Below are 17,139 nucleotides of genomic sequence, written 5' to 3'. Positions count from 1 at the left end.
GCCGTCCGTCACGATCGGACGAGGTCGAACCGGTCCAGGTTCATGACCTTGTCCCACGCCGCGACGAAGTCGTTCACGAACTTCTCCTTCGCGTCGTCACTCGCATAGACCTCCGCGACCGCGCGCAGCTCGGAGTTCGACCCGAAGACGAGGTCGGCGCGGCTGCCGGTCCACTTCACCTTGCCGGTGGCGTCGCGGCCCTCGAAGGAGGTGGCGTCCTCGGACGTCGCCTTCCACGTCGTTCCCAGGTCGAGCAGGTTGACGAAGAAGTCGTTGGTCAGAGCACCGGGGGTCTCGGTGAGGACACCGAGCGAGGACTGCTGGTGGTTCGCGCCGAGCACCCGGAGCCCGCCGACGAGGACCGTCATCTCGGGGGCGCTCAGCGTCAGCAGGTTCGCCCGGTCGAGCAGCAGGTACTCGGCCGGCAGCCGGTTGGCCTTGCCGAGGTAGTTGCGGAACCCGTCGGCGGCCGGCTCCAGCTCGACGAACGACTCCACGTCGGTCTGCTCCGGCGACGCGTCGACGCGGCCCGCGGTGAAGGGGACCTCGACTTCGAAGCCGGCGTCCTTGGCCGCCTTCTCGACGGCTGCGGCGCCGGCGATCACGATGAGGTCCGCGAGCGAGACCTGTTTGCCCCCGGACGCGGCGGAGTTGAAGGACTCCTGGATCCCCTGGAGGGCACGCAGCACCGTCGCCAGCCGGTCCGGGTCGTTGACCTCCCACGCGTTCTGCGGCTCCAGACGGATGCGTGCGCCGTTGGCGCCGCCGCGCTTGTCGCTGCCGCGGAAAGACGAGGCCGAGGCCCACGCGGTGGAGACGAGCTCGGACACCGACAGGCCCGCTTCGAGGATCCGGGCCTTGAGCGCGGCGACGTCCGAGGCGTCGACGCTCTCGTACGTGGCCTCGGGGAGCGGGTCCTGCCACACCAGCGTCTGGGCCGGTACCTCGGAGCCGAGGTACCGGACGACCGGGCCCATGTCGCGGTGGGTCAGTTTGAACCACGCGCGGGCGAAGGCGTCGGCGAACGCTTCGGGGTTCTCGTGGAAGCGCCGCGAGATCTCCTCGTAGGCCGGGTCGAACCGGAGTGAGAGGTCGGTCGTCAGCATCGTCGGTGCGTGGGTCTTCGATGCGTCGTGCGCGTCGGGGACGGTGTTCGCCCCGGCGCCGTCCTTCGGCCGCCACTGGTGCGCGCCGGCGGGGCTCTTGAACAGCTCCCACTCGTACCCGAAGAGGATGTCGAAGAAGCTGTTGTCCCACGTGGTCGGGGTGTCCGTCCAGACGCCCTCGAGGCCGCTGGTAATCGCGTCGGCGCCCTTGCCGGTGCCGTACGTGCTCTGCCAGCCGAGGCCCTGCTGCTCCATCGGGGCGGCCTCCGGATCGGCGCCGACGTTCTCCGCCGGGCCCGCGCCGTGGGTCTTTCCGAAGGTGTGGCCGCCCGCGATCAGGGCAACCGTCTCCTCGTCGTTCATCGCCATCCGACGGAACGTCTCACGGATGTCGCGGGCTGCGGCGACCGGGTCCGGTGTGCCGTTCGGGCCTTCGGGGTTGACGTAGATGAGGCCCATCTGGACCGCACCGAGGGGGCTCTCCAGTTCGCGGTCGCCCGTGTAGCGGTCATCGCCGAGCCAGGTGGTCTCGGGGCCCCAGTAGACGTCCTCGTCGGGCTCCCACACGTCCGCGCGGCCACCGCCGAAGCCGAAGGTCTTGAAGCCCATCGTCTCCAGGGCGACGTTGCCGGTGAGGATGATGAGGTCGGCCCAGGAGAGGTTCCTGCCGTACTTCTTCTTGACCGGCCACAGCAGTCGGCGGGCCTTGTCGAGGCTCGCGTTGTCCGGCCAGCTGTTGAGCGGGGCGAAGCGCTGCTGACCGGCTCCGGCGCCGCCGCGGCCGTCGCTGATCCGGTAGGTGCCGGCGCTGTGCCAGGCCATCCGGACCATGAAGGGGCCGTAGTTGCCGAAGTCGGCGGGCCACCAGTCCTGCGAGGTGGTGAGCACCTCGGCGATGTCCCGCTTCACGGTCGGCAGGTCGAGGCTCTCGAACGCCCCGGCGTAGTCGAACTCCTCGCCGAGGGGGTTGGCCACGGCGGGGTTCTTGGCGAGGATCTTCAGGTTGAGCCGCTCCGGCCACCACTGGCGGTTTCCGCCGCCCTGGGTGGGGTGCGACGCGCGACCGTGCACGACCGGGCAGCCCGATGCCTCCTGCGCCTTCGGCTCGGTGACGATCGCGTCGTGGTTCTCAGTCATGGAAATCCTTCCGGACGGGGCGGATCACGTTGCTTTGGAACTGAGGGTGGTGAAAATGAAGGTGATCGAACCGAGGGTGGTGGACTCACGAACCGGGCGGGGCCGGTGGGTGGTTCGACGCGGCGCGAGTCCGGCCGCGAGGAGCACACCGGTGGCCTCGTACGCGCTTCGGAGAGCCCGGAGGGTTCGGGGAGTCCGGGGCGGGACGGCGGCCTGCGCGTACCCGCACCCCGGAGACGATCGCCTCGGCACCGAGACGCTCACGGTCCGGATGCCGGCGTGAGCGCACCCGTCTCCTGAAGTCACGCATTTCCCCTGCTGTTGACCTGTCCCTTGGCTGGCAGCCGGAACCGATCCTACGATGGACCTAGTCCAAGTCAATACGACAGGCAGGTCTGCGCGAATCATTCGTCAGACGACACACAGTGAGGCTGGTGGGCATGAGTGACCTGCTGGAACGGCTTCGTGGACGTGGCTGGCGAATGACCGCTCAGCGCCGGGTGGTCGCCGAGGTGCTCGCTGGAGAGCACGTCCACTTCACGGCGGACGAGGTACTCGCACGCGCCGCCGCCCTGCTGCCGGAGATCTCTCGCGCCACCGTCTACAACACCCTCGGCGAACTGGTCTCCCTCGGTGAGGTGATCGAGGTGGGCACCGACGGGCGGGCCAGGCGCTACGACCCGAACGCACACCACCCCCACCAGCACCTGGTGTGCTCCGAATGCGGTGCCATCCGGGACGTCCACCCCGACGTCGACCCCCTGGCCGGGCTGCCGCCCTCCGAACGCTTCGGCTTCACCGTCTCCGAGGTCGAGATGACCTACCGGGGCCTGTGCCCGGACTGCGTGGGCGGGTGAACCCGACCGCCCGGAACCTCCGGAGCACCCGTGCTCCGGAGGTTCCTCCTTACGTTCACCGGCACCGCGACAGCTGCTGCGCCCGGTCACTGCGCTGTCGCCACCGGCGGTACACCGCGGTTGCTCAGGAGAGCGAGATGTCCGGCTTGTAGAGATCGAGCCACAGCGCCAGGTCCAGAGTGCGCTCCAGACCGCGCCTGGACACCTGGGTGATCTGTGGTGCGTCGTGCTGCGCCGCGCGCGCGACCCGGTCGCGGGCGACGAGGTCGAAGACGGGATGTGAAGGCCGCGCAAGCAGGTCCTTGGCGTGCCCCTGCAGGGCGATCGCGTACTTGGGGTCCTGGGTGGAGGGATAGGGGCTCTTGACCCGGTCGTATACGGACTTCGGCAGCACGTCCGCCGTCGCCTCGCGCAGCAGGGACTTCTCCCTGCCGTCGAAGGACTTCAGGGACCAGGGCGTGTTGTACACATACTCGACAAGGCGGTGGTCGCAGAACGGCACGCGCACTTCAAGACCGACCGCCATGCTCGCCCGGTCCTTGCGGTCGAGCAGGACGCGCACGAAGCGGGTCAGGTGCAGATGGCAGATCTTGCGCATCCTGAACTCGAAGTCGCTCTCGCCGTCGAGGCGTCGGATTCCGGCGACCGCGGTGTCGTAGCTGTCCTGGATGTATGACGGGAGATCGAGGGCGGCCGAGAGATCGGGCCTCAGCACATCGGAGTCGTCCCCGAAGTGCTGGGCGAAGCGCACGAGCCAGGGGAAGGTGTTGGCGCGCCTCGCCTCTTCGTCGAAGAACTGCAGGTACCCGCCGAAGACCTCGTCGGCCGACTCCCCCGACAACGCGACGGTCGAGTGCTCACGGATGGACCGGAACAGAAGGTACAGCGAAGCGTCCATGTCGCCGAAGCCCATCGGGATGTCCCTGGCCCGGATCACTTTGGCCCGCACCTCGGGGTCGGCCAGTGCGTTCGAATCCAGCACGATGTCACGATGGTCGGTGCCCGAGGCCAGTGCGACATCGTGCACGTACGGGGTGTCCGGGGTGGTACGCAGTTCGTCGGCGACGAAGTTGTCGGCCTGCCCCACGAAGTCGACCGCGAAACTGCGCACCGTCTCGCCGTTCCGGGCCAGTTGACGGGCGGCGATCGCCGTCATGGCGGAGGAGTCGAGGCCGCCGGAGAGCAGTGTGCACCGCGGCACGTCCGCGACCAGCTGACGCCGCACGATGTCGTCGAGGAGCGTCCGCACATGGGCGATGGAGTCGTCCTTGCTGTCCGTGTGCGGACGGGTCTCCAGCTGCCAGTAGACGTGCCGGCGCAGACCGTTGCGGTCGGCCGTGACGACCGTGCCGGGCTCGACCTCGTGCATCCCCTCCCACACGGCGTGGCCGGGCGTCTTGACGAACGCGAAGAGTTCCCGCAGCCCGTCGAGACCGACGCGGGCGCGGGCCAGTGGGTTGGCCAGGATCGCCTTGGGTTCGGAGCCGAACAGGACGCCGTCCGGGGTCTCGTAGTAGTAGAAGGGCTTGATGCCCATCCGGTCGCGGATCATGACGAGCTTGTCGTGGCGGCCGTCCCACACGGCGAACGCGTACATGCCGTTGAGCCGCTCGGCAACCGCTTCGCCCCACTCCAGATACCCGCGCAGCACGACTTCGGTGTCGGAGTCCGTGGTGAACCGGTGTCCGCGCTTGACCAGTTCACGGCGCAGCTCGGTGAAGTTGTACGTCTCCCCCGAGTAGACGAGAGCGACTGTTCCCTCCGGCGTGTCGGCCGTCATCGGCTGGCGCCCGCCGGGCAGATCGATGATGGCCAGTCGACGGTGTCCGAGCGCGGCCGGACCGTTGATCCACGTGCCGCGGTCGTCGGGGCCACGGCACGACATCGTCTCCGTCATCGCGTCCACCGTCGTGGACTCGCTGTGCAGGTCGCGTTCGAAGGAGACCCAGCCGGTGATGCCACACATGCGCTACCTCCTGCGTGCTGTCGTCGACCGGGGACCGGAACCACACCTCAAAGCGGATTCGCGGGCTGCGCAGCCGGCCAAACTAGGTGTACTCAGCAGTTACGTATCGAGGGTGAGTCCTGCCCTTGCATACGGTCAACGTGGCCGTAACACCGCAGGGCCCGCCACTCACACACTTTCGGCCTCCCGCCGGGTCCGGCGGGACCGCGACGTCACGGGGCGCGCCGCACCCCGACCGCCCGGCCACGGACCGGGACCAAGACGGATCGGCATGTTCCGGCCATGGGCAAAGACTTACTCAATGTCGCGAACCGCTCCGCCGCCTCACGGGGCGCTCCTTCCAGGTCTCCGAGCCGGACCCTCAACTGTTGGTCAGGGTGTGGGCGAGGAGCGGGAGCAGACGGTCCCAGTGGCGCTGCAGTGCGGCTGGGGCGAAGGCGGCGGTGTCGGACATCGTGAAGCCGTGGAAGGTGCCGGGGTAGATCTCGGAGGTGTGACTGACCCCTGCGGCATCCAGGGCCTGGTCGAGCCGGCTCATGGTCTCGGACGACATGTCGCCTTCGGCGAGCCCGAGGTGGACCTGGGCGGTGACATCGGGGAAGAGGCGGTGCGGGCTGTCGGCCGCGTCGGTGACCAGGGGGCCCGGGTGGAATCCGGCGACGGCGGCCACCTGGTCGGGGTGGGCCGCGGCGGTGCGCATCGCCAGGACGCCGCCCATGCAGTAGCCGATCGCGGCGACCGGTCCGGCGCTGACCTCGGGCTGGGCGGTGAGGAACCTGAGGTAGGCGTCGGCGTCACGCAGGGCGCGTTCGGTGGTGTGTGCCTGGATCAGGGGCATCAACTGGGCGAAGAGCGCGGGCCGGGTCTCCTCTCCGATGTGCTCGGGAAGTTCGATCACCGGCGCCGGGCCGTGCCGGTAGAAGAGGTTGGGGACGAGCACGTAGTACCCGTGCGCGGCCAGTTCGCCGGCCATCTCCCTCAGCACGGGGCGCACGCCGAAGGCGTCCATGTACAGCAGCACTCCCGGGTGCCGCTCGCCGCTGTCGGGGAAGGCGGCGAAAGCGTCGGCCCGGCCGTCCGCGGTGGGAATCTGCAGTGTCTTGACGGGCAAGTTCTTCCTTCCTCGGGCTGCTGCAAGTGCGTGGTCGGTGTGCGGAGTTGAGGTCAGCCCGAGATCGACCCGGCGATGGCCTGAGATCACCGGGCAAAGGTACAAACCGTAGCAGTCATGGTCAACCCGCCCACCGCCAAACGGCCGACCGCGACCTGCCCCGACAGCACTGTGCACGCGCCGCTCGAAGCGGGCGCCACCTGGTCCCCTCCCCCACCACCACCGGCGCCGCCGCCTGCGACAACGCCGCCTCCCTCACCGCTCTCCTCGGCATCGGCTCCTCGGGCGAACCCCGCCACGTCAGTCCCGGTTCGCGCTGGACAGGGCTTCCGTGATGACGCGGCGGCGACGTCACGGGCGGCCGTCACAGCAGCCCGCTGCCCCGCACCCCCCGCAGCGTATGCTTGCGCCGGTCAGAGGAGGAGCCATGGGGCGGATGCCGTCGGCGCAGCGGCGCAGGCAACTGGTCGAGGCTGCGATCCGGGTGATGGCCCGCGACGGCGTCGCGAAGACCACGACGCGGTCCGTCGTGGCGGAGGCGGGTGTCTCACTGAGCGTTTTCCACTACTGCTTCGACTCCAAGCAGGAGCTGCTCGAAGCGGTGATGGACACCATCTCCGAGCACTCCGAGTCGGATGTGCTCACCACGCTCATCCGCAGGCCCAGCCTGCGCGAGACGGTCCGCGCCGGACTCCAGGCGTACTGGGACCATGTGCTGGCCAATCCCGGCGAGCACATGCTGACGTACGAACTCACCCAGTACGCCCTGCGGGAGCCCGGCTACGAGCATCTCGCCCGGCGGCAGTACGAGCGCTATCTCGCGGCACACACCAAGGTGATCCGTCAGCTCCCCGCCGTCCTCGGCGTGGAGCTGACGGTGCCCGAGCCCGCGGCCGCCAGGTATCTGGCCGCGCTGACCGACGGGCTCACCCTCAACTTCCTCGTGCTGGGCGACGAGGAGAAGGCGGGCGACGTGCTGGACATCGTCGCGGACCAGATCCTGACGTTGGTGCGGGACCGGCTCAGCGGCTGTACACCGCTGCCTCGTTGATCGAGTAGCCGTACTTGGTGGCCCGCGTCACGCCGTGGATACGGACGTACCGCGCCTGCACCGGGCTGAACACCGCGTTGTCCAGGCCTCCGTCCCCGTCGGCCGTGGACCACACCGTCCGCCACGTGGTCCCGTCGTCCGAGACCTCGATCCGGTAGGCGCGTGCATAGGCCTGTTCCCAGTCCAGGAAGACCTTGCCGACCGTACGGGAGCTGCCCAGATCGAGCTTTAGCCACTGGTCGTCCGACCAGCCGCTCGCCCATCGCGTGTCGGTGTCGCCGTCCACGGCCTTCCCGGCGGCGTAGCTGGTGAACGGGTTCCACTCAGTCTCGCCGGCGCTCGCCGCGGCACCGGCGGCGAGGTTGGGTGCGGGCTTGTGGAGTTCGGTCGCCTTCCAGGTGCGGAGGTAGGACTCCGCGCCACCGAGCAGGTCCTGCACGGTGTCCTGGCCGCCGCTGAGCCGGATCTGCTCGATCCAGTCGGGCACCATGCCGACCTGGGCCGCACCGTCGGTGTTGAAGTCCCAGGTGCGTTCACCGGTTTGCTGACGGTCGATGACCGAGCCGCCGTCGGCGCTGCGGAAGGGGTACTTGACCGCGTTGGGTGCGTCGGGTCCGACCGGTCCCGGCCAGCCGCCGACACCGTTCATGTCCGTGCCGTATCCGAGCCCGACACCATACTTCTGGCGCAGCGCCTTGGTCCCGGCGGACTCCTTGGCAAAGCTGTCGGCGCTGGACATGTACGAGGCCTTGAAGCCGCCGAGGCGGTAGAGGCGGTCCAGCCAGCCGTCGTCCATCCAGCTGTGGCTGGAGAGCACGCCGGGGTAGTTCGCCGACTCCAGCATATCCAGGGCGCGGCCGGCCGCCTTGACGCTCATGTGGTCGGCCTCGAACATCATGTTGCGCTTCATCAGCCCCCTGACCGCGTACTCGCCGAGGCGGGTCAGCCCCCGGGTGTTGCACTGCGCCCCGCTGTCGTACGTGGGCACCTTGGTGCCGGCGGGGAGCAGTTTGGTCACCTCGGCCGGGGCGGCCACGTTACCGGCGGGGTTGTCGTGCTGCGGACCGCTGCACTTCTCCGTCTTCCAGAAGGTGCCGGTGGAGAGGAACTGGCCGATGTTCACGGCCGTTCCGATGGTGCCGGAGTCCATCCGCACCCCGCACAGGGCATTGTCGAACTTGTGGCACAGGAACATGCTGCGCACACCCAGCTTGTACAGCTCGTCCAGACCGCTGTCGATGTCGGCCCGGCTGCACTGGGAGACGTCGAGGATCTGCTTGCAGCCGAAGGGCTCCGAGGTCTCGACGCCGAGCACCACGGCGAGCTTGCCCTCCGCGACGACCTGGCGGGCCTGGGTGGAGTCGGTGACGATACGGAAGAAGCCCTTACCCGCTCCGCCGTAGATCTTGTCGACGTAGTCCTGCATCTCGTAGGTCTTACGGGCTTCGAGACGGATGGCATCCATCTCGTTGCAGCCGCGGTCCTTGACGTAGATCGAGCACAACAGCCCATTGGTGACCAGGTCGTTGACCAGGATCCGCTGGCCGCCGCGCCAGGCACGCTCCAGCCACGCGTAGTAGTTCTGCTGGTGGCTCAGGGAGTTGTGAGCGGGCCAGGACTTGAACGTCGGCCAGCCCACCGGGTCGTGGTGGCCGTTCGAACCGCCGGTGACGTTCTCGAAGAGAGCGAGCGAGCCGTCGGGATAGTGCTCGGGGCAGTCCTTGAGCGCGTCGGCGATGCCCGTTTCGGCGAACGGTTTGCCGCAGATGATGCGGCCGCCGAAGCCCTCGTTGGACATCACGTGATTGTGCGCGTCGACGAAGCCACGGACCCGGCCCTGGCTGTCCGTGCCATGGAAGGGTTCGCCGGTGACGTTGATCTGTGAATCGGCGGCGGGCCGCGCGGTGGGCTCCCACCAGGGGGCGTCGGCGCCGACGGCCGACGGGGAGCCCACGCCGAGAGCCAGCAGGAGGGTGACGACTACGGCAAATAGTCCGCGTCTACGGAAGAGGGTCATCCGGGCTACCTTCGCTGTCCGGGATGGGCGCGCGCTAACTTACTCGCGCGTAGGTCTCATCGAGGATGGCGCGAACCTGACAACGAGTCAAGAGTCCGGGTCGCGCGACCTATTTGACGTCTCATCAGCTCATGCGGCTGAAAGAACAACCCTCTCGGGCGACCCGCTGTCGAGGCCGAGGCGGCCCCTGGATGAGCCACGAAATGGAGCTCAGCCCGCCAGCTGGCCAGCCGGGCCCGGTCTGATGGCCTGAATCTGGGAAGGTCCTGCTCAAGGGGTACCTCTGGAGGGCACGTTGGAGGCCGCGACGGCGGAGCATCTCGGTTACGGGCGAGAGACGCCAAGGCCTGGGCGGGGTCCTGGAACTCACGCAGTGGCACCTCGCGCAAGCGGGCGTCGGCCGATGTCGGTGCGGGTGGCATCGAGGGCCGCGTGATCGCGGCGTGCGTACAACACGTTACGTCTACGGCCCATTTGAGATCCGGTGCACACCAGATCGGCCAATAGCCCGCTGGTGACGTCGGCCCCGCTTGGAGGCGGCTGTCCGACCGCCCGACGAAGGGGCGCACGAGCGGCACATGACGCGCCCCCCAAAAAAGAGAACGGTCCCCAATTCACGGGAGTAACGCCCCTCACCTGCGGAGAAGGAAACGGGAAACAGCACCGATCACCTTGTCCGTCCGGCCGGGACTGCCGCACGCTTTGCCTGCGGCCGTCTTTGCCCGGACGGACGGTTCTGGAGGTTCCCGTGCCACAGCCGTCCACCGGATTCGGCGAGGAGCTGAGGAAGCGTCGTCTGGACAACGGACTCAGCCTCACCGCACTGTCTGCCGCCGTGCACTACAGCAAGGCGCAGCTGAGCAAGGTCGAACGAGGCATCAAGGCACCCAGCCGCGATCTCGTCCGACTGTGCGACGCCGTCCTCCGGGCCGACGGAGCACTTGTCGCCCTGGCCACCGGACCCGCTACCGAAACGCCGCCTGTACAGACGGCCGACGGAATCAATGAGGAGGAATGGACCATGCAGTTGTCACCGGACGGCCCGAGCTGGTTCCAGCCCGTGGGACGGCGACAGGCCGTGGGGGCCGGTGCCGCCTCGTTGATGAGATTACCCATGGGCGGCCCCGGCCCGCTCGCCCCGTCCGCGGGGGAAGGCATGCTGGAGGCATCCCGTTCCCTGTTCACGCATTACCGGCGTCTGGGGCAGAGCGTCGAGCCCGGGTTCCTGCTTCCCGGTCTGATCGCCCAGACCCACACGCTGCGGGAACTGTCCGCGCACGCCGACGACGGCACCCGCAGGGATCTGATGGCGCTCGGCTCCCGGTATGCCGAATACGTGGGCTGGCTGATGCAGGAGACAGGGGACGAGCGTGCGGCTCTGTGGTGGACGCAGCGCGCGGTGGATCTGGCAGCGGCCGGCGGCGACCGCACACTGGGCGGCTACGCGCTGGTCCGCAGGGCCCTGATCACGCTGTATCAGGACGACGCGGCGCAGACGGTCGCCCTGGCGCAGCGGGCCCAGAGCGGCACGCTGCCACCACGGATCCGCGGACTGGCGGCACAACGTGAGGCTCAAGGGCACGCGCTGGCAGGCGACAGTGATGCCTGCCGGCGTGCTCTGGACCGCGCCCGGACGTTCCTTGCCCGCCAGGACGGCGCTGACACGCCGGTGATCGGCAGCATGCATCTGCCCGACTCGGTCGGCATGGTGACCGGCTGGTGCCTGGTCGACCTCGGCCGCCCGCGGGAGGCCGCCGAGGAGCTGGACCGACAGCTCGCCCTAGTCTCCAGGGACGCAGTCCGCACCCAGGTGCGCTACGGCGTACGCAGGGCGTTGGCCTATGCATCGGACGGCGAGATCGACCACGCCTGCGAGGTGACGGCGCCGCTCCTCGACGGGGTGGCCGCGGTCCGGTCCGCGACCGTCACGATCGACCTCCGGCGCCTCGCCCGCTTCCTGGCCCGGCATCCGAATCACTCTGCCGTACGCCGGCTTGCTCCACGGCTCGGCACCTTGACGCGCCCTCCCACTTCCTGAAGAGAGGCTTCGACATGACCGACGTATTCATCAACTACCGCACAGGGGACGGCGAGAAGACCGCCGCCTTGATCGACCAGGAGCTTTCGCGTCGCTTCGGCAGCGATCGGATCTTCCGCGCATCGAAGTCCATCGCGCCTGGCCAGGTCTATCCCGATGAACTACTGAGCCGTCTGCGTCGCAGCGCGGTTCTCCTTGCCGTCATCGGCCCGGACTGGACGAACTTCCAGTCCCGGCTGCGCGATCCCGAGGACTGGGTTCGCAAGGAGATCATGGAGGCGTTCGCCTGTGAGCTTCCCGTCGTCCCCGTGCTGGACGGCAGAAAGACCGACCGGCTGAACGAGCGCGACCTGCCTGGCGAACTGGCCCGGCTCACAGAGATCCAGTCCGTCCCGTTCAGCACACAAGACGCCGAGACGGGACTGAAACGTCTCGGTGACGTGGTGGCTGACATGGTTCCCTGCCTGCGCGACCTGGACCGGGACACCGCCTCGTCGATCGCACCGGACTCCGTGACCAATTCGATCGGCGATGTGAGCGGAACCGCAGTTCAGAGCCGTGACTTCACCGGAGACGTCGGCAGCACCGTCGTCAAAGGATCCACCGGGCCCGTCCACACGGGTCAGGGCGACATCTACCAGAACTCCCGCCATGAGTCGGGCGGCCGGCACTTCTCCGGCAGCGGGATGACGTACTTCGAGGGCGACCACCACGGCGACATCCGGCACCAGTTCGGTGAACCCGACGGGCGCGAGGACGACGGCCGGTGAGCACGCGCAGCGGCACTACGTGGGTCACAGGCACGACCGGGCCTCTGCACAACGGCATCGGGGACATGTACGTCACCATCGGCGCCGACCAGCGGGGCTCGGGCAGACCCTCCTTCACACGCTTCGCCGACGACCAGCTCGCGTGGCTGCGGCGCGTGCTGGTCGCCCCGCCCGGCATGGGAAAGGCTCGCTCCGAACTGGCTGACACCGGCACCGTGATCCTGGACGGCGTACCCGGCAGCGGCCGGACGTGCGCGGCCCGGGTACTGCTGCGCGAACATCACAAGGACATGGGCGCCTTCCGGGAACTCCTGCCGGACGAGGAGGGCGAACTTCCTCTTGCGGACCCGGAGCTGGTCGGAGCGGGCGACCGGCTGCTGCTGGACCTGTCGGCCGCCGACACTGTCCGGTGGGCCGCCTCCCGGGCCGACCTCTCCGCGCTGCGCAAGGCCGTACACGAGAAGCACGCACATCTCGTGATCGTCATGCCGCATGGCGGAACCCTTGAATCCGACCTCCAGCAATACAGGGTCGAAATCCTGCAGCCGTGCCGTGCGTGGGTCCTGCGGCGGCACCTGCGTATGCATGGTGTGCCGACCGAGCAGTATCTCCGCCCCGACCCCACGGTCACGGAGTTCCTGTACGAGCAGCGGCCGCTGCGGGAGATCGCGGACTTCGCCGACCTGGTACGGCGGGCACGCGAGGCTGCCGCGTCGGGCGAGGAGTTCACGCAGTGGTGCGCAACTGCCCGAAAGGCGCAGGCCGACCGGCGGGAAGAGGTCGCCACCCTCGTCGCCACGCTACGTGACAGTTCTCAGCGGGCACTGCTGATCAGCGTCGCCATGCTCCACGGCGCTCACGCCGACGTCGTCCACCGCGCCGCTCAGCTCCTGCTGCGCACCGTCGGTTCGCCACCCGACGATCTCCCGCTGCTCCAGCGCAAAGATCTCGCCGAGCGCCTGGGGGAAATCTCCGCCGGTGCCGGACCGGACGGTCACGTGCGGTTCAGGGACCTGGACTACGACTCGACGATCCGAACCCACTTCTGGGACCACATGCCCGACCTGCGTCAGCATCTCGGCACGTGGACCGCGCGCATCGTGGCCCTGAGCGGCCCGAGCATCACCCAAGAACTGCGTGACGGCCTCGTGGCGAAGCTGGCAGGGGAGTATCTGCGGACCGGTCGCGCGGAAGGATTGGCGTCGCTGGCCGAAGACTGGGGCTCGACGGCCACGAGCAGGGCCGGGCTGGAGGCCGCCGTCCAGGCGCTCACCTGCGGTCTTGGTGATCCCGCACACGCAAGGACCTTCCGCGGCTGGATCTACCAGTGGTGCGCCAACAAGCAGCTCAAGGGAGAGTTCGCCCGGGTCCTGGTCCAGGTCTGTGCCGATGTCATCGCAGCCGACCACCCTGACCAAGCCATGCTCCGGCTGTACTACCTGGCGCGCCGCGACGACGGCACCGCCGACGCCATGCAAGCGCTGAGTGACATGGTGCAGTCGAGCCACCGACTGCGCCGTAGATTGCTCCATCGCCTGGCACGCTGCGAACCCTCACAGGCCGACCTCGGCATCTTCCTGCGGGTCGGCGTCGCCGAGGCGCTGACCGACCCGTATGACAACGGGCGTGCGCTGGCGGAGGAGGAGAGCGTGCAGTCTTCCGTGATCACCTGCTGGCGTGCCGTACTCAACAAGCTGCCTCGGCCGACATGGCAACCGTATACAGAACGCTGGCTCCACGCGTCGGTTGATGCCGGAGACAAAGGCGGCTTGCTGCTCGACCTCCTCGTCGGCGCCGCCGACCGGTGCGAGGGCCGGCGCGGTGCGGCCTTCGCCGCGCTGTACGCGAGTGCCCGCGACGCCGAACGCACCGCGCCCGGCGGATCCTCGCGCGCCGCACTCACCACCGACCTGCTGTTTCAGAAGATCTGCTCAGCTCAGGGCTTCAGCCGACCGATCACGCCGCCGCAGGCGGCATCACCCAGGGGGACCGTGCTGTGACCACCGGATGCAAGTCGACAACCGTCTTCCTCACCATCCTGTGCGGTCTGGTGCTGACCACCCTCGGCGTGACGGAACAGTGGCCCATGTGGGCATGGGCGACCCTGTCGGTGCTCCTCGTCGCGGCCCCTGTCCTGGCCTTCAGAGTCGCCGCGCTGCGCCGCAGCTCCGTCTCGGTCGCCTTCGAGGAACATCTCACCGCTGCTCCCATCGACCGAACCGAACACCACGTCAGCCGTGTGGCACTGCCCAGTCAATGGAACGACTACGACTTCCTGATCTCCGCGACCGTTCGCTGGGACGCCCTCATCGCGTCCGGTCACGGCCGCATGCTGAACCCGGCGGGTCTCGCCGTCGAAGCCGTGCTCGACCGTGCCCGAGCAATCACCGAACAGCGGGAGCCGGGCCGGGTTTCACTCGTCCAGCACGAGCTGAACGGTGTGCTCAGCTCGCTGCTTCCCGACAGCACGGGTCAGCTCCAGGCCATGGCGGAGGATGTGCGGCTCACCCTGCACGAGCACGACCAGGAACGGCTGGACAGCCTCGCCGGGGTGCGCAAGGACCAGGCGGTCTGGGAGCACCGGCGGAAGTACGAGCAGAGCAAGCGCAAGTACCTGGGCGAAGACGTACTCAAGGACACCGGCAGCGCTGTCGTCTGGTGGCTCGCCAAGAACGACGAGCAGGTGGGGAGGACCGTGGAGGATCTCGGCATGCTCGCCCGGCTCACGTCGGCGGCCAACGACACCGATGTTCCCGAACGGTTGCGAGACCTCATCCCTCAGCCGCGGGGGGAACAGGACAGCGAGGAACTCTCGGAACGGCAGGCGGCCGCCTCCGAGCGGGCACCGACGGCCGCGGACCACCTCGCGGACGCGCTGAACGCCCTGGGCCTTGAGGACGGGGACACCCAACGGCGGTTGCTGGCCAAACAGATCGCGGACGCCATCAGGGACCAGGAGCAGCATGAGACGGCTGACGACCTCGTGCGCCGGTTCGACCCGCCGGCGGCCTTCGCCCCGGACGACGGCGAGCCGCCGGACAGCACCGGCGGCGCAACCCGGCCGGCATCCGGGATCTGACCCAAAGGGAGGAACAATGGAAACCGAGTTCGCCGCTCTCGCCGCGTCAGGAGCGACCACGTTGGTCTCGCTCATGGTCACCGACTCCTGGACCCAGGCGCGTGAGCTCGTCGGACGGCTCTTCTCACGTGCTGGTGCGGGCAGCACCACGTTCGCCGACCTCGACGCCGCACGGGCCACGCTGCTCGCCACCGACGTAGGCGACGCGCAAGCCGCCCGTGAGATCACGGACCGATGGCACGCCGACCTCTACAGGCTTCTGCAGACGGCCTCTGTCACCAGGGACGACCTGCATGACGTGCTGACCTCTCTCCAGCAGTTGGGCAACACGTCAGCGGCCCGTCCGGTACCCGTGCACAACGCCATCAACGGCGGAGTTCAGCACGGCCCGGTCATCCAGTCAGGCCGAATCACCGGACTCACCTTCCATGTCCATGACCCCGGCCTCCCCGTGCAGGACTGAGATGTGTTTGGCGACAAGTCCCAGCACGCCAGGCAGAGGCACTGGCCCGTGTCGCGGCCTGCGCATTGAGCGTCAAGATCCTCGCCGGTACTCTGACGCCCCCGCCCGACACCACTCCGCTCTTGCGATGGCAACTGCGGGTCAGACCGCCTGCGCCGGCACGCCATGCACCCAACCCGTTTCCTGTCTCGAAAAAGGTTCAGCAGACCAACGACGCTCTCAAATCCGTAGGCCAGGAACCCTTTGCGATCAATTCGAGGATCACCACGCGCTCCACATGATGCGTCATCGGGAGCAGCGGAACGACGCAGAGGGAGTTTCCCCTGCTCCCGAGTGGAGCGAAGCTCAGTAGTCTGCGGGCCGACGGGCGGACTCTGCGCGCCACTCAGTTGGTGTGGCCGGGGCTTCCCCTCTTCAGTCCCACCGAAGCGACCCACTAACCGATGAAGCTCAGCCGCACCTGACGGTCCGTATTGTCGACGTTTGTATCCACCAAACTCCGTTAAGGCAACCGCCACGGTAGCCGCCGCACACCCCACACCATCGGGGGATGACCGCCGCAGAGACTGGTTGCCGCAAGGGAGCCGCCCACGGACTGTGCTGAGTCGTCCCCGGCCTGCCTGGTGGACGCGGTGATCAAGACCTCCGGTACGCCCTCACCGACGGTGGACACTGACGGCATAACCGCCGCCGTCGTAAGGGTCGGCATCCCAGGTGGCGAACCGGTCGACGAGTGTGAGGCCGGCCGCGGCGCAGCAGTCGTCATAGTCCGACAGTGTGAGGTTGGGCGGCACCGGCAGGTGGGCTGCGTCCAGGCCGAAGCCGGCGACCAGCAGGCCGCCCGGACGCAGTGCCGCGGACAGGTGCTCAACCACCGTGCTCTCGGTGCCAGGGGCGAGCAACGGGAAAATATTGCCCGCAGCAACGACAAGGTCGAAGCCTCCCGCAATGCCGAGAAGGGCGGGCTCGAACTCGGCCAGATCGAGCTGGAACCAGGGCAGTCCAGGCGACTGTTTGCGCGCCACTGCCAGCATCGACGCATCAAGATCCACCCCGACACAGTCGTACCCGAGTTCCGCGAGCCGGATCATGACGCGTCCGGTACCACACCCGGCGTCGAGCACCCGCGCTCCGACAGGCACGAGAGCTGCACAGAACCGCGCCTCACCATGCATGTTCTTGCCACTACGGGCGAGGGTCGCGAATCGTGCGGCGTAGTTCTCCCCGGACGCTTTCCCGGCCAAATCCGTCCAGCGACTCATAAGGACAACCATAGGGCGTCCGTGTGACTACACGAAGAAGTGGCTGGACCCACAGCGCTGAAGGCCACATCCTGCAGTCTTTCCAGTCGAAGTCTGGCGGCCTGAAGTACAACGAGGTCGCCAGGTGCGGCGAGTACCGCACCGAGCGGCTGATCCTCCGGGTACGACGCATGGCCGCTGCCGGCTGACCCTGAAAACTCCGTCCACCGAGGTGAGCCCGGAACCTACCTCTGAACCCTCACCCCTGGGTGGCCGCACCTGCCTGCCTGCCTGCCGCCCAGG

The 17,139-nt window shown here is 68.2% G+C and carries 13 protein-coding genes; 8 read left to right on the top strand and 5 right to left on the bottom strand.

Going from position 1 to position 17,139, the window contains the following annotated elements; translation table 11 throughout:
• Positions 1–8: 8 nt before the first annotated feature.
• Positions 9–2,243 (bottom strand): catalase/peroxidase HPI, encoded by a 2,235-nt coding sequence (gene katG / locus FHX80_RS30045; RefSeq protein ID WP_145767636.1) that lies wholly within the window; start codon positions 2,241–2,243, stop codon positions 9–11.
• A 440-nt stretch (positions 2,244–2,683) separates the two neighbouring features.
• Here katG and FHX80_RS30040 point away from each other — a divergent pair, with 440 nt between their 5' ends.
• Positions 2,684–3,100: a Fur family transcriptional regulator gene (locus FHX80_RS30040; protein WP_145767635.1), complete on the top strand. Its 417-nt coding sequence runs from the start codon at positions 2,684–2,686 to the stop codon at positions 3,098–3,100.
• Between the two features lie 124 nt (positions 3,101–3,224).
• Here FHX80_RS30040 and asnB read toward each other — a convergent pair whose 3' ends face one another.
• The gene (asnB, locus tag FHX80_RS30035; RefSeq protein WP_145767634.1) at positions 3,225–5,066 is read right to left on the bottom strand and encodes an asparagine synthase (glutamine-hydrolyzing); all 1,842 of its coding nucleotides are present in this window, start codon (positions 5,064–5,066) and stop codon (positions 3,225–3,227) included.
• Between the two features lie 361 nt (positions 5,067–5,427).
• Entirely contained in the window at positions 5,428–6,177 is a 750-nt protein-coding gene (locus FHX80_RS30030) for a dienelactone hydrolase family protein (protein WP_145767633.1), read from the bottom strand.
• A 427-nt stretch (positions 6,178–6,604) separates the two neighbouring features.
• On the opposite strand from FHX80_RS30030, the gene FHX80_RS30025 reads away from it, so the two are divergent.
• A complete protein-coding gene (locus tag FHX80_RS30025) occupies positions 6,605–7,228 on the top strand; it encodes a TetR/AcrR family transcriptional regulator (RefSeq protein WP_145767632.1) in 624 nt (207 codons plus the stop codon).
• On the opposite strand, the gene FHX80_RS30020 is transcribed toward FHX80_RS30025, so the two are convergent.
• A complete protein-coding gene (locus FHX80_RS30020) occupies positions 7,200–9,245 on the bottom strand; it encodes a galactose-binding domain-containing protein (RefSeq protein ID WP_145767631.1) in 2,046 nt (681 codons plus the stop codon). The two genes, FHX80_RS30025 and FHX80_RS30020, sit on opposite strands and share 29 nt — an antisense overlap.
• 748 nt (positions 9,246–9,993) lie before the next feature.
• Between FHX80_RS30020 and FHX80_RS30015 the strand changes: the two genes are divergently transcribed.
• The 5 genes from FHX80_RS30015 to FHX80_RS29990 are packed head-to-tail and all read left to right on the top strand — an operon-like array spanning position 9,994 to position 15,595.
• Positions 9,994–11,283, top strand: coding sequence for a helix-turn-helix domain-containing protein (locus FHX80_RS30015; protein WP_145767630.1), 1,290 nt, complete (start codon positions 9,994–9,996; stop codon positions 11,281–11,283).
• Positions 11,284–11,297: 14 nt separating this feature from the next.
• Positions 11,298–12,053 carry a toll/interleukin-1 receptor domain-containing protein gene (locus FHX80_RS30010; RefSeq protein WP_145767629.1) on the top strand — a complete coding sequence of 252 codons (756 nt, stop codon included), beginning with the start codon at positions 11,298–11,300 and terminating at the stop codon, positions 12,051–12,053.
• Positions 12,050–14,053: a hypothetical protein gene (locus FHX80_RS30005; RefSeq protein WP_145767628.1), complete on the top strand. Its 2,004-nt coding sequence runs from the start codon at positions 12,050–12,052 to the stop codon at positions 14,051–14,053. Before FHX80_RS30010 ends, FHX80_RS30005 begins: the two co-directional genes overlap by 4 nt.
• The gene (locus tag FHX80_RS35280; protein WP_208764833.1) at positions 14,050–15,132 is read left to right on the top strand and encodes a hypothetical protein; all 1,083 of its coding nucleotides are present in this window, start codon (positions 14,050–14,052) and stop codon (positions 15,130–15,132) included. Before FHX80_RS30005 ends, FHX80_RS35280 begins: the two co-directional genes overlap by 4 nt.
• Positions 15,133–15,148: 16 nt before the next feature.
• Positions 15,149–15,595 carry a hypothetical protein gene (locus FHX80_RS29990; protein ID WP_145767627.1) on the top strand — a complete coding sequence of 149 codons (447 nt, stop codon included), beginning with the start codon at positions 15,149–15,151 and terminating at the stop codon, positions 15,593–15,595.
• Positions 15,596–16,251: 656 nt separating this feature from the next.
• Here FHX80_RS29990 and FHX80_RS29985 read toward each other — a convergent pair.
• Complete coding sequence (locus FHX80_RS29985; RefSeq protein ID WP_145767626.1) at positions 16,252–16,857, bottom strand: class I SAM-dependent methyltransferase; 606 nt, start codon at positions 16,855–16,857, stop codon at positions 16,252–16,254.
• A gap of 23 nt (positions 16,858–16,880) precedes the next feature.
• On the opposite strand from FHX80_RS29985, the gene FHX80_RS34920 reads away from it, so the two are divergent.
• Positions 16,881–17,045 (top strand): hypothetical protein, encoded by a 165-nt coding sequence (locus FHX80_RS34920; protein WP_167523774.1) that lies wholly within the window; start codon positions 16,881–16,883, stop codon positions 17,043–17,045.
• Positions 17,046–17,139: the final 94 nt, after the last annotated feature.

It is taken from the genome of Streptomyces brevispora (genome assembly GCF_007829885.1).
Taxonomy (GTDB): domain Bacteria; phylum Actinomycetota; class Actinomycetes; order Streptomycetales; family Streptomycetaceae; genus Streptomyces; species Streptomyces brevispora.
The sequence above is the reverse complement of the archived record's forward strand: the minus strand, read 5'-3'. Positions and strand labels throughout refer to the sequence as shown.